We start from the raw sequence: 21,948 nt of genomic DNA on the forward strand, positions 1-21,948 counted from the left end.
TATTGCCCCCAAATCCGCTATTTTTTGTCTTATCGTCTCAGGAGTGCGCGTGGATAACCTCAGTTCATTACTGGCTGTGCTGGCACCGCAATGCGTGGTGAATCTTCATTGTCGGTTTAACGGGCGATGGGCTGCTGACCATCAGCAACTGCCAGCCGGGATTGTGCCATGGCATGTCATTATGCGGGGGGAGGCGCGCCTGCACATTGCAGGTAAAACCCTTAACGTGCGTGCCGGAGATATTCTGCTGCTTCCTCAGGGTTCGCCCCATATCCTTGAAAGCCTGGTGGACTGGGGACAAGTGGTACCCGCGCAGGGGCATCATAATGGCATTTTGACGCAGGTACGCACGGAAGGTTCGGGACCGTCCGTTGAGGTATTGTGCGGGGAGTTTTATTTTGGGGCGGACTGCACCTGGCTGTTCGCCGAAGAGAGCGAGCTTATCCATCTTCAGCCTGCGGAGCGCAAAAGCTTTCCGGAGCTGGAAATGTTACTGACGATGTTAGTCCGTGAAAGCCAGAACAGTTTACCAGGCAGTATGGCGATGGTTAAAGGGCTGGCAAATACGCTGCTGGCGATGATGCTGCGGATTTTACTTTCGCTGCGAGAACCGCCTCCGGGTATGCTGCGGCTGATGAGTGATAAGCGTCTGACGCCTGCGTTATTAGCAGTGTTCGCGGATCCGGCGTACCCGTGGACCCTTGAGTTAATGGCTGAGCGCTGTTTTTTATCGCGCGCAACCTTTGCCCGGTATTTTGCGCACAGTTATCACCAGACGCCACAATCGTGGCTGACACATTTGCGTATGGCGCTGGCCTCACGGTTACTGATTGATGAAAGGGTTCTGGCGGTGGATATCATTGCCGAAAGGTGTGGTTTTTTGTCGCTGTCATCATTCACCAAAGCCTTTAAAAAACGCTATGGCATCACCCCGTCCGTCTACCGAAAAGCGAGTCTGCAAAAACCGGGGACGCGGGCAGACACGCACCTTACTGCTTAATACTACCTGCCCGTACGGAGTGACTGCGGCGGAATACCATAGCCGCGAATAAAAACCTCCCGCATATGACGCCGGTCGCGAAAACCGGCTTCACGGGCAATGGTATCCAGGGAGAGGCGGCTTTGTTCAATCATCAATCTTGCCGCTTCCAGCCGTAATCCTTCGATAGCTTTCGCCGGAGATTTCCCCGTTTCCTGACGAAACAGGCGGCTGAGCTGGCGGGCGCTGACATGCACGGCATCGGCCAGCAGTTCCACCGTCAGCGTTTTATGCAGGTTGTTGCGGGCATATTCGAGCGCGCTTTGCAGGCGATCTGAGCGAGGCGCCAGCGCCAGCATTTCGGAATGCTGTGTCTGGCCGCCTGAACGGCGCTGATTCATGACCAGGCGATGCGCCACAATACGGGCAATCTCTGCGCCAAGATCTTTTTCCACCATACCGAGCGCCATATCCAGCCCGGCGGTCATCCCTGCCGAAGTCCAGATGGTGTCATCGATAATAAAGATACGGTCATCTTCAAGCTGAACGCCGGGATGCAGCGTGGTGAAACTGCGGGAGTGCGCCCAGTGCGTGGTGGCCCGTTTTTGCGCCAGAAGCCCGGCCTGTGCCAGCACAAAGGCGCCGGTGCAGATGCCCGCGATACGGCGTGCTTTTCGGGCAGAGGTTTGCAGAAAATGAATCACCGCCGGGCTTGCGGGCTCCTCTACCGGGGAAAGCACCCCCGCCACCAGCCAGGAATCAACCAGGGTTTCGTCGCTCAACTGTTCGGAATCCACGCCAATACCAGAGGAGGAACGCACCTTGCCACCGGATTCGGAATAGACCGTCAACTGGTAAAAAGGCTTTTCAGCCACGAAGTTGGCAAACTCAAATACCGTCAGCGTCGACAATGCCAGCATCTGAAAGTGGTCAGAAATAATCAATCCTATCCGGTGCATCGCAACCTCTTTATGGCAATTCAACATTTACCCATTGCGCAGAACGGGCGCGTAGCCGCTCCGATATACCCAGGCTGGCCAATGCCAGCAACAAAAACAGCATCGAGCTTATCATCACACCGTAAAAACCGCTCAGAGGATAAAGCCAGGACGCGACCGCTGAGCCAAAACCAATACCGCAGAACATAAAGGCGCTGGTTAAAGCCAGCGAAATCCCCCGCGTTTCTGCTGAGGAGATTTCCACGATGCGTCGCTGCTGCGTTGGCCATAGCAGGTCCGTTGAAAAGGCCCACACCACCAGCAGGATAAACAACCACGCCAGTTGAGCGGGTAGCAGCGTTATCAGCAGCATATCTGCGACCAGCAAGGTCATACCGATGATCAGTAAACGCTCCGCACTGTAAACGCGTGCAGCACGACTGACAAAAAGGTTGCCCAGTATGCCTGCCACGCCAATAACCGTTAACGCGATAGAGACATCGGTGGCCGCACCGTGCCAGCGGTCGCGGATCATCGGCGAGATAAACGCATACATATCGTATACCCCGGAGGTGATAAAAAAGACCACCAAAAACGCGGACAGCGATTTACCGTCGGTCAGCACCTGGCCGACATGACGCAAACGGATATCGACGCCTTTAACCTCATTCGGCACCAGCAGCCACACACCTGTAGCGGTTATCAGACTTACCAGCGCGACAAGGGTAAACAAGCACCGCGCCCCCCAGGCATTGGCTATCCACGCGGCCAGCGGAATACCCACCATACTTGCCATCGACACGCCCAGCAAAATCATGGCAATGGCGCTGCCACGCTCCCTGGGGGACACTAACTCAGCGCCCAACGCCACCAGCACCGGGCCTATCAGCGACGCCCCCAGCCCCATCACAATACGCGAGATGACCAGCAATGCGTAATTCGGCGCGACGGCAAAAATAGCGCCCCCCAGCGCGAACACCAGCATGCCTGCCAGGACCTGGGTTCTGCGCATCATCGTGCCAAACATCACTTGCGCCAGTGGCGCACCCAGGGCAAACGTCAGGCCGAAAATAGAGAGCAAACGGGCGCTTTGCGCATCGCTGAGTCCCCATTCATGGGAAATGGGCGCCAGGCTACCGGCAACGGAAAGGGAACCTGTTGCCTGAATAAAATAAGCAATACTCAGCGCCCAGAGCGCGCGGCGTTGCGGCGTGGAAATGTGGTTTTGCATCATAAACTCCAGCGAAGGGCAGTTGCCTGCCCGACATCCGATCACGCAACCGGGATTGGGTTTTCAACCATCGCCTGATTAAACGCGTTCACCATTGCGTGTTCATTCGCACCGGGGTTGGCGCGGGCAGGGAGCACGCTATCGACAATGGCTTCGGGGTTATCCGTAGCCAGTTTCTCGAAGGTCTGTTCGATAAAGTCTGCTAAGGGCATTGCCCGTGCATCGCCACTTTTGTAGATCAGATCGGTGTCCACCCACGGCGGTGCAATCTCTATCACGCTCACTCCCGCGTCGCGGAGCAAAAAGCGCTGGGAAAGGGTATAAGAGTGGATCGCGGCTTTGGTTGCTGAATAGAACGCGTTAGTGACCAGTGGCAAAAAGGCCAGTATGGAACTGTTGTTGATCAGTACCGCATCATCTTGCTGTTTCAGATGCTCAACAAACGCGGCGCTCACCCGAACGGTGCCCAGCAGATTGGTATCCAGCAGCGTGGTGGCCATCTCGTCATCCAGTTCCGCGGCGGGATTATCAAACGGCATAATCCCTGCGTTATTTATCACTACGTTCAGCGCCGGATAGCGAGACAGTACTTGCTGTGCCGCTTTTTTGATATCTGAAGCACTGGTGACATCGAGGACCACGTAATCCATACCCGGATTGGCGGCAGTCACGCTCTCCAGTAGCGCCTTACGACGACCAGAGATGATCACCTGATTGCCAAGCTGGTGAAATTTTTCGGCGATGGCGCGACCAATGCCTGAGGTGCCGCCCGTAATAAAAAGAGTGTTTCCGGTGAGTTTCATCATGTCATTCCTGTTGGATAAAAGGGTTAGCGGCCAGCGCTGTCGCGGTAGCGTTCAGCCGGGGTATTGCTCGAAAGATGTTGGATCATGGCCTTGCGGCTGTTTTCCATCGCCAGCCACTCGGCTTCGTTGTGCAAAGAAGGGATGGTGACAAGTTCACCGCGCAAAAAGCCTGTTAGCGCGGCATCCACCAGGTCATAAGGGCTCATAACTATCGCTTTATCGAGCTGCTCCAGCGGGAGTCCGCCGTTATCCCAGAATGGCGTTGCCGTTGCGCCTGGTAATACGGCCTGAATCTGTATCCCTTTGTCGGCCAGTTCGTGGTGCAAGGAGTGACTAAAGGCCAGCACAAACGCTTTTGTTCCGCCGTAAACACCGTTTAACAATTCCGGTGCGATGCTGACGATGGAAGAGATATTGATGATGGCGCCGTTGCCACGCGCGACGAATCCGGGAACAACGGCATATGTCAGGCGAGTCAGCGCAACCACGTTCAGGTTAATCATCGCCTGCATCTGGTCGACATCGCTGGATAACAGCGGCGTGTGTGTGCCCGTGCCCGCATTGTTGACCAGTAAAGTGATGCTGGCATCGTCGCGTAGTTTTTTCTCGAGGGCGTTAAGTTGTTCGGCATCGCCAAGATCGGCCGCCACCACCTCAACATTGCGGGCCGTATCGGCGGTGATATGGCTTGCCATCTGATTCAGGCGGTTGTGATTGCGGGCAACAATAATCAGGTCGTAACCCATGCGTGCCAGGCGATTGGCGTAAATAGCACCGATGCCGGTTGATGCACCGGTGATCACGGCTGTGCCTTTACTGGGGTGTGTCGCGATGTTCATAGCAGGTTCCTTTCAGTCACCATTGATTCGATGGAAGAATCATAAGGAAGAAAGGAATGTCTTAAATGACGATAATGGTCGTTATTCAGGACATTCTGGATTCACCAGTGCGGTGACAGGTGATGTCGCAGCTTTACTGTTCGGACTTGCGAAGATGGCCTGCTTAAACGAAGCGATGCACAGTTATGCAATAAAATGCTGAAAAAATAATGGATAAGGCGTTTACTGGCACCGCCACAGTAGCGTTAATCCGAAACCAAATCAGGAAGGAAAAAGGGAATGAAGGGTTTTCTTAAAGCAGTAAGTGCAGTTTTTATGATTTCAGCCAGTTCTGCAGCGCTGGCGTCGTCTGTCCCCGCCACCGATACCACGCCGCAGATGGCCTATGAAGATATCTCACACTCTTTACCTGCGCTTGAACCTATTACCTTTCAGGCCAGTCCGGAAAAACACAAATTGTTAGTCTTCGTAGATAATCAGTGCGTCTATTGCAGCTTCGTCGTCAAAAATATAAAGAAATATACGGATGCAGGTTTGACCATGTCGTTTCTGACTGTTGTTCCGTCATCAATAAAAGATTCGGTTATCGAAGATATGGCCAGAGTATGGTGTGCGTCAGATCGCCCGAAAAGCCTGCAAAATGCGATGGCGGGATTTTTACCGGCAAATGACAGCACGGAAAAATGTAAGAATCTGATCATTCAACAATCTGCACTTGCAGACCGGCTGGGCGTAGAGGTAACGCCCGCGATGGTTGTGCTCGATAGCTCCGCCCATACTTTCCTGGGCAGCGTATCGCCGGACAGAATTCTCTCTGAATTACACTAATATACTGCACAGGCGGCCAGTCACGACGTGTTTCATCGCCAGAACGGGCCGCTGCTTTGGCGACGTGGATATTAGATGATCGTGACACTGGGCTGTGGAAATTGCACCGCAGCCACATGAACAAGCTTGCCAATAAAGACAATTTTTACCCCTTTGTTTTCCAGAATATAAAAGGGTTTGATTAAAGGCCGCATAGCGGCCTCTTTACAGCACGGTCTTTATTACACCTGGGTCAGCCCGCCATCGACGCAAATTTCCGCACCGGCGATATAGCGACTGTCATCACTGGCAAGGAACAGCGCGGCGCTGGCAATTTCCTCCGGCGTGCCCATTCTGCCTAACGGAATGGCGCTAATGATCCCCTGACGGAACGCCTCCGATGCGGCGGCCATCATCTCCGTGTCCACCGGACCGGGTGCGACGACATTCACCCGAATACCGCGAGGGGCGAGTTCACGTGTCCAGGTACGTGCAAAAGATCGCAGCGCGGCTTTGCTGGCGCTGTAGACCCCATAACCTTCCGAGCCAATAACGTCGGCTATCGAACCAATTAACACCACGCTGGCGCCGGGTTTCAGCAGGGGCAGGGCCGCCTGCAACGCAAACACCGGAGAGCGGACATTCAGCCCAAAAATCTGCTCAAAATGATCGGCGGAAATCTGTTCCAGCGTCGCATGTTCCGACATACCGGCGTTAATCACCAGCACGTCAATATGACCGGATTCGGCCTGCACTTTTTCCATAATTCGGATGAGCTCGCTTTGTTGGCTGACATCGGCGCGCAATGGCAGGGCATTGTTTCCGATGGTGGCAGCGGCGGCCTGCAACTCTTCATCCCGACGAGACGTAAACCAGGTGGCGGCACCTTCGTGGGCGAAACGTTGGCTAATCGCCAGACCGATGCCTTTGGCTCCGCCCAGTACGACGGACACTTTATTATTGAGTCTGTTCATCATTGCTCTCCTCAGTGAGTGGAAAACAGATGATATAAGTTTTATATTTAGTATCAATTACGCACTTTGTTTATACCAGATATCAATGGATATACCGACATGACAAAAATTGATTGCAACAGCCTGAGAGAAGTAGGAAAAACGCGTCCGGTGCTTGAGCACATCACCAACAAATGGTCGATTCTGATCCTGACCGTACTGTGCACGGAACCTTCGCGCTTCAATGAGATACGCCGCCGCCTGGATGGCATTACCCACAAGGCGCTTGCTGATGCTCTCAAGCGCCTTGAACGCAACGGTTTGATATACCGAAAAGTGCTGCCCACCATGCCGGTTGGGGTGGAATACAGTATTACCCCTTTAGGACATTCGCTGCGTGAACCTTTCGAGGCGCTTTACCACTGGGCGCTGGAACATGGTCCGACTCTGGAGGCTGCGCAAAAAGAGTATGACAAACAGCGACATGAAGAAGAGTCCGTCGTCTGACAGAACGTTTTGCTGCTAAAAGAGATATCCCGTGGGTTATTTTTAAGCGGGATACTGAGCGTCAGTGCGTATTTCTGAAACAGGCTGGTAAAATAGCCGCGTGTTTGCGCAAAACGTTATTTATTTTAAATGCAACTTTCATATGAAGGGTGGCTGAATATCTTTTGTACGTTTGCTTGTATATCAGATACGCAAATCCAGACGTATTGTGTTAACATTTGTGCCACTACAATCTGTATCCCGTTAGTTTTTTTCATAAAACAAAATAAATAGATGATCTTTATCATTACGCTCAAGGTTTACCCTGACTACAATAAAATAAAGCAAGAATGAATTGCGCTGTAGAGGTAGGGGATGAATATGAAATGGATCCGTTATAAAAAAAGATTGCATCGGCTAACTACCATTATCCCCGGCTGCGAATATCGGCTGGCCATTCCCGAAGAACGGGCGGCAGTAACCGTTGATCGCGTCGCACTGGAAAAGGTCGTCCGCGAACATTATGGGCTGAAGTGGCACTGAATAATAATGCAAAATTAGCTGCATAATAAACGCCCTGGCGAAGGCCGGGGTGTAAATTTTATCCTCTCTTATACCCCTCTCTGTTTATCGTCTTCTTGCCTGCGTATTTTTACTCTTATGTTCCTTTAAAAATGACACCAGCCTCACTTATCAAAAATTGCACTTTTACCTGTCATGATCTGCAACCAGACGATGCTTGTTTTATTGCGCACGGGGGTTGAGCAATTGCGGCCCGTTGGGGGAGAGAACGGCGTCACAAGAAAACAATGGGTACGTTGCATAACGCGCTTACCACTCACCTTTTAGTCGCAGAATGTCAGGTTTCGTTACATTTTTTTTGGCCTGCGGGTCAGAGAGAGTCACGAAGCGCCATCCTGCCGACATGGCATTTTTGCGTACTGAAAAATCAGTTGATTAGCCCGAATTAATGTCTCTCGGCTCTATTATCAGGATACGCAATACCGTTTCGCCTCATCTAAAAACCCTGCATTCAGTAAGATTTTTATCGCTTTTTAGCCTCGAGGAATGGCGGCCTGTAAACCCTATGCTAAATTTTTCCTGACCCAACAAAGAGGTCGAACAGAGAGGAAACGGTATGAAATTCAATGACGAGCGTACGGGACTCATTGGATTAGCCATTGGGGCCGCCGTTATTGGGCTGATTTCGGGCGGTAAGGTTATTAATCGGGACAATATCATTGAAGAGATAGAGCGTCAGGGCAGAAACAGGGGCGACGGGGTGGAGGATGCCATTTTTACGCAGGCGGCGAGTCTGGTAATGAAAGGGAAATAAAGGCCCACTATTTTGCGTGGCGTCACATTAAGGCCATGACAAATGTGATTCCGGGGCTTAGTTTGCCATCGTTTAGTCTTTATTTAGGAAACGGTGGGTAGATTAAACGTGATCCGTTAATCCTGTGGCTACAGGGTAGCGTATAGACCAAAACACAAATCTATCCATGCAAGCATTTTACCGTCAGTGTGAACTGGCGGTTTTTTTTGCCTGCATTACGGCAAAAAAGAAGGCCCCTCGCGGCGTATCGGCGCGAGGGGCCTGTTTAGTGGGGGATTATCTCCGTTCATTAGTCGTCCCATTTATGGCTAAAATAAGCAGCAAGAAAACCAGAAAATAAAATGATTCCCAGCACTGCAATAAAAACATGCATATTTCCTAACATGGTTACTCTCCTTTTATCGAATAATACTAACCTCACTTACCTTTCGTTATTTGCCGCGTTGAATGGAATACTACCTCATTGAATCTAAACAATAGCTTAATTATGTGAACTATTTATTCACCAGCGTAAATTTTTTGCGAAATTGTCCTGGGGTGAGTGCGTAATGTTGCTGAAAATGATGGCGCAGGGCGGCACCATTGCTAAAACCGATTTGTTCGGCAATCACGTCGATATTCATTCGTGACTGGGTTAGCAACTCTTCGGCGCGCCGCAGACGGGCCTGCAAAATCCAGCGGGCGGGTGTAGTGCCAGTGGATTCCGCAAACCGGCGTAAAAATGTGCGCGGGCTCATGCCGACATGACGGGCCAGCGACTCAACGGTATGGCTTGCGGCGAGTTGCTGGTGCACAAAATCAAACAGTTTACCCAGCGACTGACTCTCCCGCGAACGGGCCACCGGTGCCGTCACTTTTTGCGTCTGTGTCCCGTCGCGGTGGGGCTGAACCACCAGACGCTGGGCAACATTATTGGCGATGTCGCGACCGAAATCGGTGCGGACAACATGCAGACACAGATCGATGCCTGCCGCGCTACCCGCAGAGGTCATCACGCGGCCCTCATCATAGTAGAGCGCATCTTCCAGCACCTTGATTGCCGGATAGCGCTGACGCAGCAGATCAGTGTAGCGCCAGTGGGTTGTCGCTTTTCGTCCGTTGAGGAGCCCGGCCGCGGCAAGCACGAAGACCCCGGAGCAAATAGACATTATCCGGCATCCGCGCTGATGGGCCTGGCGAAGTGCCTGGCAAAGCGTCTCCGGTACCGGCATTTGCGCGCCGCGCCAGCCTGGAACAATGATTGTATCGGCCTGTTCGAGCAGTTCCACGCCGCCTTCGGTCACAATGCGGATACCGCCGGTCGCACGCAGTTCACCTTCATCCACCGCCGCAACGGCGAAGCGATACCAGTTCTCGCCCAGTTCGGGGCGTGGCAGACCAAAAATTTCCACGGCGACGCCAAACTCAAAAGTACATAAACCGTCATAAGCGAGAGCGACGACCAGGTGTTGATGTTCGTGGGGCAGTGAAATTGTCATGTTTTTGCGGTTATCTGGCATAAAGCTATACAGTCGCTGTGTCCTGTTTTCGTTACATTAGTGTTAACACAAACCTGGAGAAAGCACTATGAGCTATGTATCGGAAGTTCCTGCCGCCTCGCCTGAGATTACCGCCAGCCACTTTTTGCGCCGCCTGAGCGTCGAGACAGATTGCGCCGACGTTCACCACGCGTTAAACCACGAGGAGCAAGATTTTGTGTTGTTACATGTGGTGGGCAGCCCGGAGACCTTCGCCAGGCGCCATATTCCCGGCGCGATCCATCTGCCGCATTCGCAAATGACACCAGAACGCATGGCGCAATGGCCCCAGGATACCCTCTTTGTTGTCTATTGCGCAGGCCCCCATTGTAATGGGGCGGACCGTGCGGCGCTCAAACTGGCGCGGTTGGGGCTGGCGGTGAAAATTATGATCGGCGGGATAACCGGCTGGGAAGATGAAGGGTACAGTTTCGCGGCAAGATGAATTTTTTTCATGTGTGATGAGAAAATCTCGTTTGCCACACAGACGCTGCGTATGACATTTTATTTGGACGTTTAGCCATCCAGAAGGCTAAAAATTCAAATAATGAACTATCACGCCGGGAAACTATCTGGCCCGGCGTGCAAGGAGATCACCATGCAGCAGCGTCATCAGGCCCCGTTCCGCGCAGACGTAGTAGGCAGCTTCCTGCGTCCGGATGCCATTAAACAGGCTCGTCAACAATTTGCGCAGGGCACAATCAGCGCACAGCAACTGCGTACCGTGGAAAACGAGGCTATCCGTCAGGTGGTTCAGCAGCAGTGTGACTGCGGCTTGCATGTGGTGACCGACGGGGAGTTCCGCCGCGCCTGGTGGCATTTCGATTTCTTTGATGGTCTGCAGGGCGTTGAGCGCTATGACGCGGATAAAGGCATCCAGTTCAATGGCGTGCAGACCAAAGCACACGGCGTGCGGGTGACCGGGAAACTCGGTTTTGGCGATCACCCAATGCTGGAAGACTTTGTTTACCTGAAAAGCATCAGCGGTAATGCCCAGCCGAAGATGACCATTCCAAGCCCGAGCGTGCTGCATTTCCGTGGTGGCCGTAAAGATATCGACGCCACCGTCTACCCGGACCTGGCAGACTATTTTGACGATCTTGCGACCACCTGGCGTGACGCGATCCATGCGTTCTACGCCGCAGGTTGTCGATATCTGCAACTGGACGATACCGTCTGGGCCTACCTGTGCTCTGACGATCAGCGCCGTCAGATAGTGGAGCGTGGTGAAGACCCGGATGAGCTGGCGCGAATCTATGCCCGCGTACTGAACAAAGCGCTGGAAGGCAAACCGGCGGACTTAACGATTGGTCTGCACGTCTGTCGCGGCAATTTCCGCTCTACCTGGATTTCCGAAGGCGGCTATGAGCCGGTGGCGGAAGTATTGTTTGGCAGCGTGAATGTCGATGCGTTCTACCTTGAGTATGACAATGACCGCTCCGGTGATTTTGCGCCGCTGCGTTTTATTCGCCCAGGCAAACAGCAGGTGGTGCTGGGGCTGATTACCACCAAAAATGGGGAACTGGAGAACCCGGAAGGCATCAAAGCACGCTTACAGGAGGCGGCGAAATATGTCAGCCTGAACCAGCTTTGCCTGAGCCCGCAGTGTGGTTTTGCCTCAACGGAGGAGGGGAACACGCTGACAGCAGAGCAACAATGGGATAAAGTGCGCCTGGTTACGCAGATAGCGGAAGAGGTGTGGTAATCCGCCAGTCATAACGACAAACAGAATACTTTGGACATGCGGGTCACCCTGCATGTCCTTTCTTTATTTATTCGGCCAGGCCAGAACCAGACACAAGGGAGCCATTAATGGCGACAAAAAGGGATAAATCGGAGCAGATTTGTGGACACTGAGGTGATGGCGTCGCGCGGCCAACGGGCCTTTCACTCTTCTTCTTTTCGCTACCTGTTCTTTGGCCGCCTGCTGACCGTGCTGGGAAACGGCATTGCCCCGATTGCGCTGGCGTTTGCGGTGCTGGATATCGGCGGCTCCGCGACGGACTTGGGGCTGGTTGTGGCGGCACGTTCACTCTTCAACGTTATCTTCTTGCTGCTCGGCGGTGTGCTGGCGGACCGCTATTCACGAAGCCTGGTGCTGGTCTCCTCTTCGCTGGTAGCGGCAGTGGCCCAGGGGATGGTGGCCTGGCTGGTGCTCGACGGCAGCGCAACCATTATGCTGCTGGCTGTGCTCGGCGCGCTTAACGGCGCGGCGGCGGGCATCGCGTTGCCTGCCTCTTCGGCGATGGTGCCGCAGACGGTGCCCCTGCGTACCCTGCGCGAAGCGAATGCTCTTATCCAGCTTGGTGTGTATGGCGGTACGGTGATTGGCGCGTCGCTTGGCGGTATGCTCACCAGCACTATCGGTCCTGGATGGGGGCTGGCGATTGATGCGCTTGGCTTTGCGGCCTCGGCTCCGCTCTACTTACTGATTCGTGTTGGGGCAATCGCATCACATGAAACGCAATCAAATATCCTGCAGGATTTGCGCGATGGCTGGAAAGAGTTTATCGCCCGTACCTGGGTCTGGGCGATTGTGGTGCAGTTTACTATTGTCAATGCAGCCTTTAGTGGGATGGCGATGGTACTCGGCCCCATCGTGGCGGATGAAACCTTTGGCCGTACCGGCTGGGGGCTCGGCGTGGCGGCGCAAAGCATTGGCCTGATTGCCGGTTCGCTGATTGCGCTGCGCTGGCGTCCCCGACGCGATCTGTTTATTGGGGTGATACTGGTTAACTTTTGCGCGTTGCCGTTGCTGGCTTTGGGAATCTATCCCACGACGACCGCATTGATGGCTGGTTTCTTCCTGGCCGGCGTGAGCTTTGGTCTGTTTGGCGTGGTCTGGGCGCAGTCACTGCAAACCCATATCCCGCCTGAAAAACTGGCGCGGGTGTATGCCTATGATGCCCTGGGCTCGTTTGTTGCGATCCCGGTTGGTGAAATTGCCGCCGGTCCGCTGGCGCAGCACTATGGCAGCACGCCTGTCCTGTTGGCCTGCGCGCTGGCGGTGGTGCTGGCGACGGTGGCGGCCTGCTTTGTTCCCGCCATTCGTTTGCTCGACAACTCGCCGCAGATCCGCCCGAACCGCTAAAGCACAGACGGGCGTTAGCTTGTCTGCAACGCACCCAGTGGTTTTGCCTGCATCCCCCGCAGCATCATCAGCCATGCCAGCACGATGGTGACCATCATAATGACAAAGAGCGTCCATGCCGGCAGGGTGGTCAGGATAATCCCGGTTAACAGCGGGTTCATTGCCGCGCCCAGCCAGCCCAGCGCCTGGGCTGAGAAGTAGCTCGCTTTCATCCCCGGCGGGGCAATGTTATCGATCAGCATGTACTCGCCGGGGGCATAAATCACTTCGCCAAGGGTAAAGACGGCGGCCGACACGCCCCAGAACCAGAGATTGTCCCCTGAGAACATAAACCCGCCCAGCCCCAGCACAAAGCAGACGGTGCCGAAGGCCATTAACGGGCGCAGGTTGTTTGCCGTCAGCTTACTGCCCAGCCCATATTGCAACGTTACTACTACTGCGGCATTCACCGGCAGTACTACGGCAACGACCTTCTCGGCAAAGTCGCCGTCGGCGATCGACATGACATACTGCGCGATACAAGACGCAAACGACCCGGCAACAAAAGAGGCCAGCAGGCCGGATAACGTAAACCAGCGTAGCGCGCGGTCACGCAATAAGACCGATGGCGACCAGGCCACGCTGTTTTCGCTGCTCTGCGCCATGCGCACGCGGCGAACAAATAGCTGAATAAACACCAGGGGTATCGCGGAACAGAAGGCCGCGAGCCAGAAAGGCAGATTGATGCTGTACATGACCAGCATCGTGCCGATCGGCGGCCCGACGGTCCAGCCGATATTAATAAACGTATAGTTGAGCGAAAAAATCCGCGCTTTCGCCGCCGCGCCCAGCGTATCGGAAAAATAGGCTTTCAGAACGGTCGAAAATACCGAATAGGCGCAGTTAATGAGCGAGAAAAATAACACCACCAGACCGGCATGGCTGACCAGTGGAATAGCGCTAAAACCAAGCAGGAAGACGGCGATGGCCAGCAACATATAGCGCTTTTTATCGAATTTATCCGCCAGGATACCGAAGCCAAGACTAAAGACCACGCCAATGGTCAACGCCGTCGTCATTGCGTAACCCACCTGGTCAACGGACATGGCGTACTGGCGATTGAGATAGATAGTCATGAATGGCAGCGTTGCGCCGCGGCCAATGGTTAACAGCAACGACGACGCCAGTAGCGCGGCGGTAGAGCGCTTTTGTGTTGAGATCATTTTCCTGCCCGACAATGCCTGTTGTTATAGTTTTTTGTGATGTCTAACAGCAATAACATGCATAAAGCGTGATGTACATCGGTTGATTTATCCGTGGATGCCAAAACTGACCTGCCAAAAATAATGATCTGTCTCTGGACTGTTTTTTGCGTTAACGTAAATTTTTACAAAAGTTTAAAAATCAGAGGCGAAGAATGACGCGTAAAGATGGACTGCTGGCGCTGTTGGTTGTGGTGGTATGGGGCCTGAATTTTGTAGTGATCAAAGTCGGGCTGCACAACATGCCTCCACTTATGCTGGCGGGTTTACGCTTCGTTCTGGTGGCCTTTCCGGCACTGCTGTTTATTGCGCGCCCTAAAGTGCCTCTGCGCTTACTGTTGGGCTACGGTCTGACCATCAGTTTCGGGCAGTTTGCATTCTTATTTTGCGCCATCAAGTTCGGCATGCCTGCGGGCCTTGCGTCACTGGTTCTGCAGGCGCAGGCGTTTTTCACCATCATCCTTGGCGCAGGCGTGTTCGGCGAACGTCTGCAGGGGAAACAACTGGCGGGCATTGCGCTGGCGGTCTTCGGCGTGATGGTGCTGATTGAGGCCAGCCTGAGCGGGCAACACATCCCGATGATCGGTTTTGCCCTTACCCTCGCGGCGGCGTTCAGTTGGGCCTGCGGCAATATCTTCAATAAAAAAATCATGAGCCACAGCTCACGCCCGCCGGTCATGTCGCTGGTGGTCTGGAGCGCCTTGATTCCGATTATTCCCTTTATGGTGGCATCGCTGGTCTTTGAAGGCCCGGCGTCGATGCGACAAAGCCTGGTCAGTATTGACCTGACGACTATTCTGTCGCTGGTTTATCTGGCGTTTGTGGCGACGATTGTCGGCTATGGTATCTGGGGTTCGCTGCTTGGGCGTTATGAAACCTGGCGCGTGGCGCCGCTGTCGCTGCTGGTGCCGGTGGTCGGGATGGCCAGTGCCGCGCTACTGCTGGGTGAGTCGTTGTCCCTGTTGCAACTGGGCGGGGCGGTGCTGATTATGGCGGGGCTGTACATCAATGTGTTTGGTTTTCGCTTACGTCGGGCAGTTCAGGCGTAAGAGATAAAAAAAGCCCCGCCGAAGGCGGGGCAAAACGATTAGGTGCGCTCGTTGTAATAAGGCACGCCCAATTCGTCGGATTTATCACTCCCAGCTCCCATGTGGTTAAAGTCGAAAGGCGACTGTTCATGGGAGGTGGGCATTACCATTGTGTCACGTGGGTTCTGTTTCGCAGGGTGTGCGAATTGTTCCGCATAACTCTGGCCGGTCAGTAACACCATCACGGTGAGGGCGGCACAGGCAATACGTTTCATGATTTCCTCGATACGTCTTTAAAACAGGCGATTAGCAATTACAGTGGTTTAACGGAAATAGATAGCGAGACTCTCCGGGTATTTCTGTCACACGATACTTGTGTGGCGGCACGTCAAAGTAGTTTTTGAACGTGCGCGTCAGGGTTTGTTGCGATTCAAACCCATAGCGCTCCGCGAGATACAGGATCGGTTCATTACTGCCTTTCAGCTTCTGTGCGATTTCAGTCAGCTTACGGCTGCGAATGTACTGTCCCAGGGAGTGCCCCGTCTCTTTTTTAAACATCCGTTGCAGGTGCCATTTGGAGTAACCCGAACGCTCTGACACTTTTTCCAGTGAGAGCGGCGATTCCAGGTTATCTTCAATCCAGTCCAAAATGCTATGAATAGTGATGGCGTCAGTATTGCGTCTGGACATCGTCATACCTCTTTTTCGTTACGGCAAGATCTTCTTGAGCAAGTGCTCCAGAGTTGCCACTTCTTCTGCCGTTAAGTTTTTTGTTAATTCCTGATGCAGGTTTTGCCCTACTAATTGATGACATTGCTCACACAACGCGGCGCCGTCGGTGGTTAATTGCACCAGCACGCCGCGCTTGTCATGCGGATTAGGATTTCTTTCGATCCAGCCTTTGCAGACCAGTCGGTCAAGCATGCGCGTCAGCGCACCAAGGTCGACAGAGAGGATCTTTTTTAATTCAACCGGGGTGATACATCCCTGGCAGCGGATAGAACAGAGCACCTTAAACTGCGTGGCGGTGACATCCAGCGGCGCGAGATAGTCGTTAAGTAAGCGATCTTTCTTTTGGTTAACCATATGGATCAAGCGACCAAGTGGAATGATTTCGTTAAACAGATCACTTGTGCTTTTCACAGTGGTTGCCCCGGCAAGTATATTAGTCACGGCAGATATTATTGCTCAGGCAAGTATAAGTCAACTGAATGAATTAGCTTATGCCACGATTTGCTAAAGCCGCGTTATGTCTGCATTTTTCGTCAGCTATCTCTTTGTTTTTTCTTAATTAATAAAGAGATAAGCAAAGCCACTGCCGGGCAGGTCGCGATGAAGATATACTCTCCGGTACGTTTGTTGGCCCTGGAGAGCCTTATTAGATGATGGATTTATTGAAAGTAATTGGCCTTGGACTGGTGGTGATACTGCCGTTGGCAAACCCGCTCACCACCGTTGCGCTCTTTTTAGGGCTCGCCGGCAATATGAACAGCGCCCAGCGCAATCACCAGTCGCTGATGGCCTCTGTCTATGTCTTTGCCATCATGATGGTGGCGTATTATGCCGGGCAAGTGGTGATGAACACCTTCGGGATTTCAATTCCGGGGTTGCGTATCGCCGGTGGGCTTATTGTGGCCTTTATCGGCTTTCGTATGCTTTTCCCGCCGCAGAAAATGCATGAAGCGCCGGAGATCAAAACCAAATCGGAAGAGCTGGAAGACGAACCGACGGCCAATATCGCTTTCGTGCCCTTAGCGATGCCGAGTACTGCCGGGCCGGGGACGATTGCGATGATCATCAGTTCCGCGTCGACCGTGCGCGAAAGCAGCGCCTTCCCTGAATGGGTGTTGTGGATTGCGCCACCGCTGATTTTCGCCACCGTGGCGGTGATCCTGTGGGGATGTCTGCGCAGTTCCGGGGCGATAATGCGGCTGGTAGGAAAGGGTGGAATTGAGGCTATTTCTCGTCTGATGGGCTTTTTGCTGGTCTGTATGGGGGTGCAATTTATCATTAATGGCGTGCTGGAAATCATTACGACCTACCACGCCGCTGCCTGATGTGACAGCCGTTACGCTGATGGCGCCAGAGCCAGAGGCGGGGAGATAAATACCGTCAGCGGTAGCGCAACTGCGACCCGCTGACGGTGAGGCATTACATATGGTGCGGTTGCTGCCTTTCTTCAAGCGATACCGGCCAGCGACGGAAAATCACGACCGACCAGACCAGCGCGGCCAGCGCCGGAATGGCGCCCGCATAGCCAATGGCTGACATCGACCATTGCAGGCTGACTTGGTTACCGACCAGCGCGCCCGCGCCAATCCCGATATTGAAAATGCCGGAAAACAGTGACATGGCGACATCGGTCGCGTCCGGTGCCAGCGCCAGGACTTTCACCTGCATACCGAGGCCGATAATCATAATCGCGATACCCCAGAAGACGCTCAACACGGCAAGGTTCATCTCACTGCCTGCCGCAGGGCGCAGCAGCAACAGCGAAATGAGCAGCAGGCCAATTGCGCCGCTAATAAGACCGGAGGCATGTTTATTGCCCAGCTTGCCAAACAGCACGCTGCCAAAGATCCCCGCACCGCCGAGAATCAGCAGCAGTAAGGTAGCGAAATTACCGCTAAAGCCCGCCACATTCTGCACGAACGGCTCAATATAGCTGTAGGCGGTGTAATGGGCGGTAACCACCACGACCGTCAGCAAATAAATCGACAACAGGGCCGGGCGACGGAACAGTTCCGGCAGGCTACGCAGCGAACCGGAGTGCTCGCTGGGCAGTTTCGGCAATAGTTTGATCAGACACAGTAGGGTGACCAGCGCACCAAAACCGATGGCGAAGAAGGTGGTACGCCAGCCAAAATATTGCCCGACGACGCGACCAATCGGAATACCCAGCACCATAGCCAGCGCCGTACCGGTAGCAATAAGACTCAGCGCCTGCGCGCGTTTGCCTGCCGGGGCGAGGCGAATGGCCAGGGAGGCGGTAATAGACCAGAAAATGGCATGAGCGAAAGCGATACCGATACGGCTTATTACCAACACATGGAAATTCCACGCCAGGAAGGAGAGAACATGGCTCCCAATAAACAGGACGAACAAGCCAATCAGCAGCTTACGGCGCTCCACCTGACTGGTCAGTAGCATAAACGGCAGCGACATCAGCGCCACAACCCAGGCGTAGATCGTCAGCATAATACCGACCTGCGGTGTTTCCATGTCAAAGCTTTGCGCGATGTCCGACAGCAGCCCCACGGGCACGAACTCAGTGGTATTAAAAATGAACGCAGCAACGGCAAGCGTCACCACCCGGAGCCACGCGACTTTTCGTGAAACCATTTGTGTTGTCATATATTTTGGGATCGGTAGCAGGAGAAGAAGATGTGCAGATCTTAGATCTAATTCTGCTCAAAATACAAACTTTTTGTGATCAATGTCTCATTTTTCGGTGGGGCACAACGATGCCAGTTGAAACAAAAAGCAATACAAGGGAAAAACGAACTAAAACAAAAAGGAAAACAAGAGGAAAGGCTATGCATACAATCGACTTCTACATGGTGGACGCGTTCAGCGACCGTACGTTTGGCGGCAACGCCGCCGCCGTTTGTCCACTAACAGAATGGTTACCTGACGATGTGCTGTTGAAAATGGCGCAACAACATAATCAGTCGGAAACCGCCTTCTTTGTTCGTAACGACGACGGTTTCGAGCTGCGCTGGTTTACCACGCAGTATGAAATCAACCTTTGTGGTCACGCCACGCTTGCCGCAGCCCATGTGATTTTCGAATATCTGGACTACCCCGAGACGCAGATTAACTTTACTACCCGCTTTGTTGGCCCGCTTACCGTAAGTCGCAAAGGCGACTGGCTGACGCTGGACTTCCCGGCCTGGCAAACAGAAAAGGTGGAAACGCCGCCTGCGCTGCTGTTTGAAACGCTCGGTATCACCCAGTCCAAAGAGGTGCGTGTGGCGCGCGATTACATGGTGGTGCTGGATAATCAACAGCAGGTTGAAGCCGTTACCCCGGATATTGCCGCGATGATCCCCTTAAACAAAATGGTCTGTATTACCGCACCGGGCGACGAGCATGATTTTGTCAGTCGCTTTTTCTGTCCGGGTGAATCAGTGCCGGAAGATCCGGTAACCGGTTCGACTCATAGCATGTTGATTCCGTACTGGGCGGATAAGCTCGGTAAGACCGTTTTGCAGGCCCGCCAGCTCTCAGCCCGTGGCGGAGAACTGCGCTGCGAAGCGCGTGGCGAAAGGGTATTGATTGGCGGCCAGGCCACCATTTATCTGATTGGCAAAGTCTATTTACGTGGTTAAAAATAAGCACCGTTGAGAAAGTTAAAGGGGGTGACAGTGTCACCCCCTTTTTCGTTACTTAAGCGATGCGCCGCCGCATATCACCAGCTCCTGACCGGTCATGGCCGCCGCGTCCGGTGACAGGACGAATCCCACCAGCGCGGCCACTTCTTCCGGTTTAATCAACCGTCCGATGGGCGGCATATTGGGTGGCGAGCTTTCGCGTCCGGGCGCACTGAGCATCGGCGTTTGCGTCGCACCCGGCGCCACCACGTTGGCCGTGATACCGCGCGGCGCAAGCTCCGCTGCCCAACTGCGCACCATTCCCACAAGCGCCGCTTTGGTGGCAACATACTGCGATCGTCCCGCCGCGCCGCGCGACGTCCGGCTACCGATAACCACGATCCTGCCCCCGGAGGCCATCTGTGGAGCGAAGTGGTTCACCAGTGTTTCCGCCGCCAGCACATGCAATTGCCACAACCGCTGACTGACCTCAGGCGTTATTTCACCAAGCGGTGCGGCGGCCATCATTCCGGCGGCATGAATGAGCGCATGGGGCACGGGCAGGGTATTGAGCACATCACGCAGCGCCGCGCTGTCGCTGAGATCGACACAGACACTGTTAAAGTGTGTGTTGTCGCGCGTGACCTTCGAACGGCTAAGCCCGGTGACATTCCACCCCTGCTCAAGCAGGCGGCTGACAATGGCCTCGCCAATCCCGGAACTTGCCCCCGTTACAATCGCATGTGGCATGTTTACCCCCCCAGCAGTGAGCGCGGCACTTTGAACACCGCTTTGCGAACGGTCATGGGTTCCGCCGCCGCGCACAGTGCCTGATGCGGTTCGCCGGGTAAGAACACGGCAAAATCACCCGCTTGCAGTAGCATACTGACCGGCAGTTCTGCGGTGGTGGTGATAAACAGATCCGGTTTACGTTCCTCATCCGTTGCCAGCGGCGTATTTTGCGTACCGGCGCAGATAATTTCTTCCCCCGTCAGCAGTACCTGAATATCCGCCCACTGGTGGTGATATTCCGTATGGCGGTCTTCACGCCGTTGCGTGTTGGCCGGGCCAACGGTACAGAACCATTCTGCGCCCGGTAACTGAAAACGTCCGTCATCGCGCGTCTGCAGTGCAGCGAGCGAACACTGGGGAAGCGCGAGAATTTCGCGCAACACCGCAGGTAACCCTGCCTGCGGCAGGGCGTTAAGATTGCCAAAAATCACACTGACTCCTTAACCCATTCCGGTGATACGCGCACGTATTTAATCGCCTGGCGAAAATACGTGTAAGCAATATGCAAACTGCCGTCCGCGCCCTGTTTGATGCTCGGGTAGGAGAACTCACGGTTCAGTTTTTCCTGGGAGTTATTGGTCATGCAATAGCCGTCGCCTTCATCAAGATGACGCTGCCACGGCCAGCTTTTCCCGCCGTCAGGCGATATCGCCACGGTCATCGGCGCGCGCGGCGCCCCCCAGAACGCGCTTCGCCCTTCGGTCACTTCCGGCTCTTTACGTCCGTCGCCATCATCAATCTCATCGTATAAGGAGGCGCGACGTTCCAGCGCACCTGCGGCACTCATGTGGTTAAAGACCAGCGCCAGATTACCGTCCGCCAGTGTCGTGACCTGAATAGACGAGTTGTTGTTAGGCAGCGTTGTCGGTTCCGGTACGGACCAGCTTTCACCGCCATCAGTGGACTGGCTGTAATAGATGTTATCCGCCCAGCGGCTGCGAAAGAGCGCGACCAGCGTGCCGTTGTGTAGCGCGGTGATGTTCATATGCACGCAGCCGAGACTTTGCGGAACGTCAACATCACGCCAGGTTTTCCCCTGGTCGGCGGAGATTTTCACCGCGCTGACATCATCATTACCCACCCATTTTTCGCCCGGTTTTGTGCGGCAATAGAAGACCGGCAGCAGCCAGTTGCCGTTTTCCAGTACGGTGATCGGCTGGCGAATAAAGGTACCAGGCTTATCAAGCAGCGTGGCAATCTCACCCCAACTGACACCCAGATCGGTCGACTGGCGATAGCGGACAATTGCCGTGTCCTGGTTGCCGGAGATCTGCGCGGTCCACATCAGCCACAGTACGTTATCCGGGGCCAGAAAAAGGACCGGGTTCTGTTCAGAGCGGGTGGCATCGTCAGACAGCTTCACCGCGTCACTCCAGCGTTCGCTGCCCGGTGCGAGGCGTGAGCCCCACACGGAAATATCCGCTACCCCTTCCTGGGTGCCACCAAACCAGACACACATCAGTGTGCCATCAGGTAGCGGCAGGATGTTGGCCGCGTGGTTTTGCGGGCAGGGCGAGGGCAGCATTGCACTCAGTACCTGTGCGTCTTCCTGTTGACGAATTACACCATCACGATTAACGGTTACGGACAT

Annotated in this window: 26 protein-coding genes and 1 pseudogene; 11 read left to right on the top strand and 16 right to left on the bottom strand. The window is 54.1% G+C overall.

The genetic code is table 11. The features are described from left to right. The first annotated feature begins 49 nt into the window (after positions 1-49). Positions 50-1,000: an AraC family transcriptional regulator gene (locus ABIB59_RS15130; protein ID WP_165158606.1), complete on the top strand. Its 951-nt coding sequence runs from the start codon at positions 50-52 to the stop codon at positions 998-1,000. Between the two features lie 2 nt (positions 1,001-1,002). Here the strand turns inward: ABIB59_RS15130 and ABIB59_RS15135 are convergent, their stop codons facing one another. Genes ABIB59_RS15135 through ABIB59_RS15150 form a run of 4 tightly spaced genes read right to left on the bottom strand, consistent with a single transcriptional unit; the run spans position 1,003 to position 4,793 of the window. Next, a complete protein-coding gene (locus ABIB59_RS15135; RefSeq protein WP_039078904.1) occupies positions 1,003-1,938 on the bottom strand; it encodes a GlxA family transcriptional regulator in 936 nt (311 codons plus the stop codon). Positions 1,939-1,948: 10 nt separating this feature from the next. Then, the gene (locus ABIB59_RS15140; RefSeq protein WP_039078905.1) at positions 1,949-3,148 is read right to left on the bottom strand and encodes an MFS transporter; all 1,200 of its coding nucleotides are present in this window, start codon (positions 3,146-3,148) and stop codon (positions 1,949-1,951) included. A gap of 41 nt (positions 3,149-3,189) precedes the next feature. Next, positions 3,190-3,951: an SDR family oxidoreductase gene (locus ABIB59_RS15145; protein ID WP_354036350.1), complete on the bottom strand. Its 762-nt coding sequence runs from the start codon at positions 3,949-3,951 to the stop codon at positions 3,190-3,192. A gap of 26 nt (positions 3,952-3,977) precedes the next feature. Then, positions 3,978-4,793 (bottom strand): SDR family NAD(P)-dependent oxidoreductase, encoded by an 816-nt coding sequence (locus ABIB59_RS15150; protein WP_039078907.1) that lies wholly within the window; start codon positions 4,791-4,793, stop codon positions 3,978-3,980. Between the two features lie 279 nt (positions 4,794-5,072). Here ABIB59_RS15150 and ABIB59_RS15155 point away from each other — a divergent pair, with 279 nt between their 5' ends. Next, positions 5,073-5,621: a thioredoxin fold domain-containing protein gene (locus tag ABIB59_RS15155; protein ID WP_071194278.1), complete on the top strand. Its 549-nt coding sequence runs from the start codon at positions 5,073-5,075 to the stop codon at positions 5,619-5,621. Positions 5,622-5,698: 77 nt separating this feature from the next. Here ABIB59_RS15155 and ABIB59_RS26405 read toward each other — a convergent pair. Next, positions 5,699-5,794: pseudogene (locus ABIB59_RS26405) on the bottom strand (MBL fold metallo-hydrolase); the annotation flags it as partial. A gap of 48 nt (positions 5,795-5,842) precedes the next feature. Further along, positions 5,843-6,574 carry an SDR family NAD(P)-dependent oxidoreductase gene (locus ABIB59_RS15160; RefSeq protein ID WP_039078909.1) on the bottom strand — a complete coding sequence of 244 codons (732 nt, stop codon included), beginning with the start codon at positions 6,572-6,574 and terminating at the stop codon, positions 5,843-5,845. A gap of 99 nt (positions 6,575-6,673) precedes the next feature. Between ABIB59_RS15160 and ABIB59_RS15165 the strand changes: the two genes are divergently transcribed. From ABIB59_RS15165 to ABIB59_RS15175, 3 genes are all read left to right on the top strand, one after another. After that, complete coding sequence (locus tag ABIB59_RS15165) at positions 6,674-7,060, top strand: winged helix-turn-helix transcriptional regulator (RefSeq protein WP_079498229.1); 387 nt, start codon at positions 6,674-6,676, stop codon at positions 7,058-7,060. A 360-nt stretch (positions 7,061-7,420) separates the two neighbouring features. Further along, on the top strand, positions 7,421-7,582 hold the full coding sequence (locus ABIB59_RS15170) for a hypothetical protein (protein ID WP_158276519.1): 162 nt from the start codon (positions 7,421-7,423) through the stop codon (positions 7,580-7,582). 595 nt (positions 7,583-8,177) lie between these two features. Further along, complete coding sequence (locus ABIB59_RS15175) at positions 8,178-8,375, top strand: hypothetical protein (protein ID WP_039078911.1); 198 nt, start codon at positions 8,178-8,180, stop codon at positions 8,373-8,375. 289 nt (positions 8,376-8,664) lie between these two features. Here ABIB59_RS15175 and mgtS read toward each other — a convergent pair whose 3' ends face one another. Both mgtS and ftrA read right to left on the bottom strand, forming a co-directional pair. Then, a complete protein-coding gene (gene mgtS / locus ABIB59_RS15180) occupies positions 8,665-8,760 on the bottom strand; it encodes a protein MgtS (protein WP_039078912.1) in 96 nt (31 codons plus the stop codon). Between the two features lie 109 nt (positions 8,761-8,869). Then, positions 8,870-9,874, bottom strand: coding sequence for a transcriptional regulator FtrA (gene ftrA, locus ABIB59_RS15185; protein WP_354036017.1), 1,005 nt, complete (start codon positions 9,872-9,874; stop codon positions 8,870-8,872). Between the two features lie 67 nt (positions 9,875-9,941). Between ftrA and ABIB59_RS15190 the strand changes: the two genes are divergently transcribed. The 3 genes from ABIB59_RS15190 to ABIB59_RS15200 all read left to right on the top strand — a co-directional run bounded on the left by ABIB59_RS15190 (position 9,942) and on the right by ABIB59_RS15200 (position 12,983). Next, positions 9,942-10,337, top strand: a complete 396-nt coding sequence (locus tag ABIB59_RS15190; RefSeq protein ID WP_039078914.1) for a rhodanese-like domain-containing protein — start codon at positions 9,942-9,944, stop codon at positions 10,335-10,337. 153 nt (positions 10,338-10,490) lie between these two features. Then, positions 10,491-11,597, top strand: coding sequence for a cobalamin-independent methionine synthase II family protein (locus tag ABIB59_RS15195; protein ID WP_107222775.1), 1,107 nt, complete (start codon positions 10,491-10,493; stop codon positions 11,595-11,597). A 156-nt stretch (positions 11,598-11,753) separates the two neighbouring features. Continuing rightward, positions 11,754-12,983 carry an MFS transporter gene (locus tag ABIB59_RS15200; protein WP_039078916.1) on the top strand — a complete coding sequence of 410 codons (1,230 nt, stop codon included), beginning with the start codon at positions 11,754-11,756 and terminating at the stop codon, positions 12,981-12,983. 14 nt (positions 12,984-12,997) lie between these two features. Here ABIB59_RS15200 and ydeE read toward each other — a convergent pair whose 3' ends face one another. After that, positions 12,998-14,185 (bottom strand): efflux MFS transporter YdeE, encoded by a 1,188-nt coding sequence (ydeE, locus tag ABIB59_RS15205; protein WP_071194273.1) that lies wholly within the window; start codon positions 14,183-14,185, stop codon positions 12,998-13,000. Positions 14,186-14,379: 194 nt separating this feature from the next. Here ydeE and eamA point away from each other — a divergent pair, with 194 nt between their 5' ends. Beyond that, positions 14,380-15,273 (top strand): O-acetylserine/cysteine exporter, encoded by an 894-nt coding sequence (gene eamA, locus ABIB59_RS15210; protein WP_132441140.1) that lies wholly within the window; start codon positions 14,380-14,382, stop codon positions 15,271-15,273. Positions 15,274-15,311: 38 nt separating this feature from the next. Here eamA and marB read toward each other — a convergent pair whose 3' ends face one another. The 3 genes from marB to marR are packed head-to-tail and all read right to left on the bottom strand — an operon-like array spanning position 15,312 to position 16,395. Then, positions 15,312-15,527, bottom strand: a complete 216-nt coding sequence (gene marB, locus ABIB59_RS15215) for a multiple antibiotic resistance protein MarB (protein ID WP_039078919.1) — start codon at positions 15,525-15,527, stop codon at positions 15,312-15,314. Between the two features lie 31 nt (positions 15,528-15,558). Further along, a complete protein-coding gene (gene marA / locus ABIB59_RS15220; protein WP_139153698.1) occupies positions 15,559-15,942 on the bottom strand; it encodes an MDR efflux pump AcrAB transcriptional activator MarA in 384 nt (127 codons plus the stop codon). An 18-nt stretch (positions 15,943-15,960) separates the two neighbouring features. Then, positions 15,961-16,395, bottom strand: a complete 435-nt coding sequence (gene marR, locus ABIB59_RS15225) for a multiple antibiotic resistance transcriptional regulator MarR (protein ID WP_039078921.1) — start codon at positions 16,393-16,395, stop codon at positions 15,961-15,963. A 239-nt stretch (positions 16,396-16,634) separates the two neighbouring features. Here marR and ABIB59_RS15230 point away from each other — a divergent pair, with 239 nt between their 5' ends. Next, the gene (locus ABIB59_RS15230; protein WP_039078922.1) at positions 16,635-17,309 is read left to right on the top strand and encodes a MarC family NAAT transporter; all 675 of its coding nucleotides are present in this window, start codon (positions 16,635-16,637) and stop codon (positions 17,307-17,309) included. 94 nt (positions 17,310-17,403) lie between these two features. Here ABIB59_RS15230 and ABIB59_RS15235 read toward each other — a convergent pair whose 3' ends face one another. Continuing rightward, a complete protein-coding gene (locus ABIB59_RS15235; RefSeq protein ID WP_039078923.1) occupies positions 17,404-18,606 on the bottom strand; it encodes a sugar transporter in 1,203 nt (400 codons plus the stop codon). Between the two features lie 182 nt (positions 18,607-18,788). Here ABIB59_RS15235 and ABIB59_RS15240 point away from each other — a divergent pair, with 182 nt between their 5' ends. Next, positions 18,789-19,583, top strand: a complete 795-nt coding sequence (locus tag ABIB59_RS15240) for a PhzF family phenazine biosynthesis protein (RefSeq protein ID WP_354036021.1) — start codon at positions 18,789-18,791, stop codon at positions 19,581-19,583. 54 nt (positions 19,584-19,637) lie between these two features. Here ABIB59_RS15240 and ABIB59_RS15245 read toward each other — a convergent pair whose 3' ends face one another. Genes ABIB59_RS15245 through ABIB59_RS15255 form a run of 3 tightly spaced genes read right to left on the bottom strand, consistent with a single transcriptional unit; the run spans position 19,638 to position 21,948 of the window. Then, entirely contained in the window at positions 19,638-20,315 is a 678-nt protein-coding gene (locus tag ABIB59_RS15245) for an SDR family NAD(P)-dependent oxidoreductase (protein WP_039078925.1), read from the bottom strand. Positions 20,316-20,317: 2 nt separating this feature from the next. Next, on the bottom strand, positions 20,318-20,788 hold the full coding sequence (locus ABIB59_RS15250) for a NanQ anomerase/TabA/YiaL family protein (protein WP_169039420.1): 471 nt from the start codon (positions 20,786-20,788) through the stop codon (positions 20,318-20,320). After that, on the bottom strand, positions 20,785-21,948 hold the full coding sequence (locus ABIB59_RS15255; RefSeq protein WP_079498235.1) for a sialidase family protein: 1,164 nt from the start codon (positions 21,946-21,948) through the stop codon (positions 20,785-20,787). The genes ABIB59_RS15250 and ABIB59_RS15255 overlap by 4 nt, the downstream gene beginning before the upstream one ends.

The organism is Citrobacter sp. UYEF32, assembly GCF_040546205.1.
Classification (GTDB): domain Bacteria; phylum Pseudomonadota; class Gammaproteobacteria; order Enterobacterales; family Enterobacteriaceae; genus Phytobacter; species Phytobacter diazotrophicus.

What these genes read in the sequence shown, in the direction of transcription:
- ABIB59_RS15235 (WP_039078923.1), bottom strand. Translation starts at nt 18,606, where the DNA reads ATGACAACACAAATGGTTTCACGAAAAGTCGCGTGGCTCCGGGTGGTG.
- ABIB59_RS15150 (WP_039078907.1), bottom strand. Translation starts at nt 4,793, where the DNA reads ATGAACATCGCGACACACCCCAGTAAAGGCACAGCCGTGATCACCGGT.
- ABIB59_RS15195 (WP_107222775.1), top strand. Translation starts at nt 10,491, where the DNA reads ATGCAGCAGCGTCATCAGGCCCCGTTCCGCGCAGACGTAGTAGGCAGC.
- ABIB59_RS15155 (WP_071194278.1), top strand. Translation starts at nt 5,073, where the DNA reads ATGAAGGGTTTTCTTAAAGCAGTAAGTGCAGTTTTTATGATTTCAGCC.
- marA (WP_139153698.1), bottom strand. Translation starts at nt 15,942, where the DNA reads ATGTCCAGACGCAATACTGACGCCATCACTATTCATAGCATTTTGGAC.
- ftrA (WP_354036017.1), bottom strand. Translation starts at nt 9,874, where the DNA reads ATGCCAGATAACCGCAAAAACATGACAATTTCACTGCCCCACGAACAT.
- ABIB59_RS15135 (WP_039078904.1), bottom strand. Translation starts at nt 1,938, where the DNA reads ATGCACCGGATAGGATTGATTATTTCTGACCACTTTCAGATGCTGGCA.
- ydeE (WP_071194273.1), bottom strand. Translation starts at nt 14,185, where the DNA reads ATGATCTCAACACAAAAGCGCTCTACCGCCGCGCTACTGGCGTCGTCG.
- marB (WP_039078919.1), bottom strand. Translation starts at nt 15,527, where the DNA reads ATGAAACGTATTGCCTGTGCCGCCCTCACCGTGATGGTGTTACTGACC.
- ABIB59_RS15140 (WP_039078905.1), bottom strand. Translation starts at nt 3,148, where the DNA reads ATGCAAAACCACATTTCCACGCCGCAACGCCGCGCGCTCTGGGCGCTG.
- ABIB59_RS15200 (WP_039078916.1), top strand. Translation starts at nt 11,754, where the DNA reads ATGGCGTCGCGCGGCCAACGGGCCTTTCACTCTTCTTCTTTTCGCTAC.
- ABIB59_RS15190 (WP_039078914.1), top strand. Translation starts at nt 9,942, where the DNA reads ATGAGCTATGTATCGGAAGTTCCTGCCGCCTCGCCTGAGATTACCGCC.
- ABIB59_RS15230 (WP_039078922.1), top strand. Translation starts at nt 16,635, where the DNA reads ATGATGGATTTATTGAAAGTAATTGGCCTTGGACTGGTGGTGATACTG.
- ABIB59_RS15245 (WP_039078925.1), bottom strand. Translation starts at nt 20,315, where the DNA reads ATGCCACATGCGATTGTAACGGGGGCAAGTTCCGGGATTGGCGAGGCC.
- ABIB59_RS15175 (WP_039078911.1), top strand. Translation starts at nt 8,178, where the DNA reads ATGAAATTCAATGACGAGCGTACGGGACTCATTGGATTAGCCATTGGG.
- mgtS (WP_039078912.1), bottom strand. Translation starts at nt 8,760, where the DNA reads ATGTTAGGAAATATGCATGTTTTTATTGCAGTGCTGGGAATCATTTTA.
- ABIB59_RS15170 (WP_158276519.1), top strand. Translation starts at nt 7,421, where the DNA reads ATGAAATGGATCCGTTATAAAAAAAGATTGCATCGGCTAACTACCATT.
- ABIB59_RS15165 (WP_079498229.1), top strand. Translation starts at nt 6,674, where the DNA reads ATGACAAAAATTGATTGCAACAGCCTGAGAGAAGTAGGAAAAACGCGT.
- ABIB59_RS15160 (WP_039078909.1), bottom strand. Translation starts at nt 6,574, where the DNA reads ATGAACAGACTCAATAATAAAGTGTCCGTCGTACTGGGCGGAGCCAAA.
- ABIB59_RS15240 (WP_354036021.1), top strand. Translation starts at nt 18,789, where the DNA reads ATGCATACAATCGACTTCTACATGGTGGACGCGTTCAGCGACCGTACG.
- ABIB59_RS15145 (WP_354036350.1), bottom strand. Translation starts at nt 3,951, where the DNA reads ATGAAACTCACCGGAAACACTCTTTTTATTACGGGCGGCACCTCAGGC.
- ABIB59_RS15255 (WP_079498235.1), bottom strand. Translation starts at nt 21,948, where the DNA reads ATGTCCGTAACCGTTAATCGTGATGGTGTAATTCGTCAACAGGAAGAC.
- eamA (WP_132441140.1), top strand. Translation starts at nt 14,380, where the DNA reads ATGACGCGTAAAGATGGACTGCTGGCGCTGTTGGTTGTGGTGGTATGG.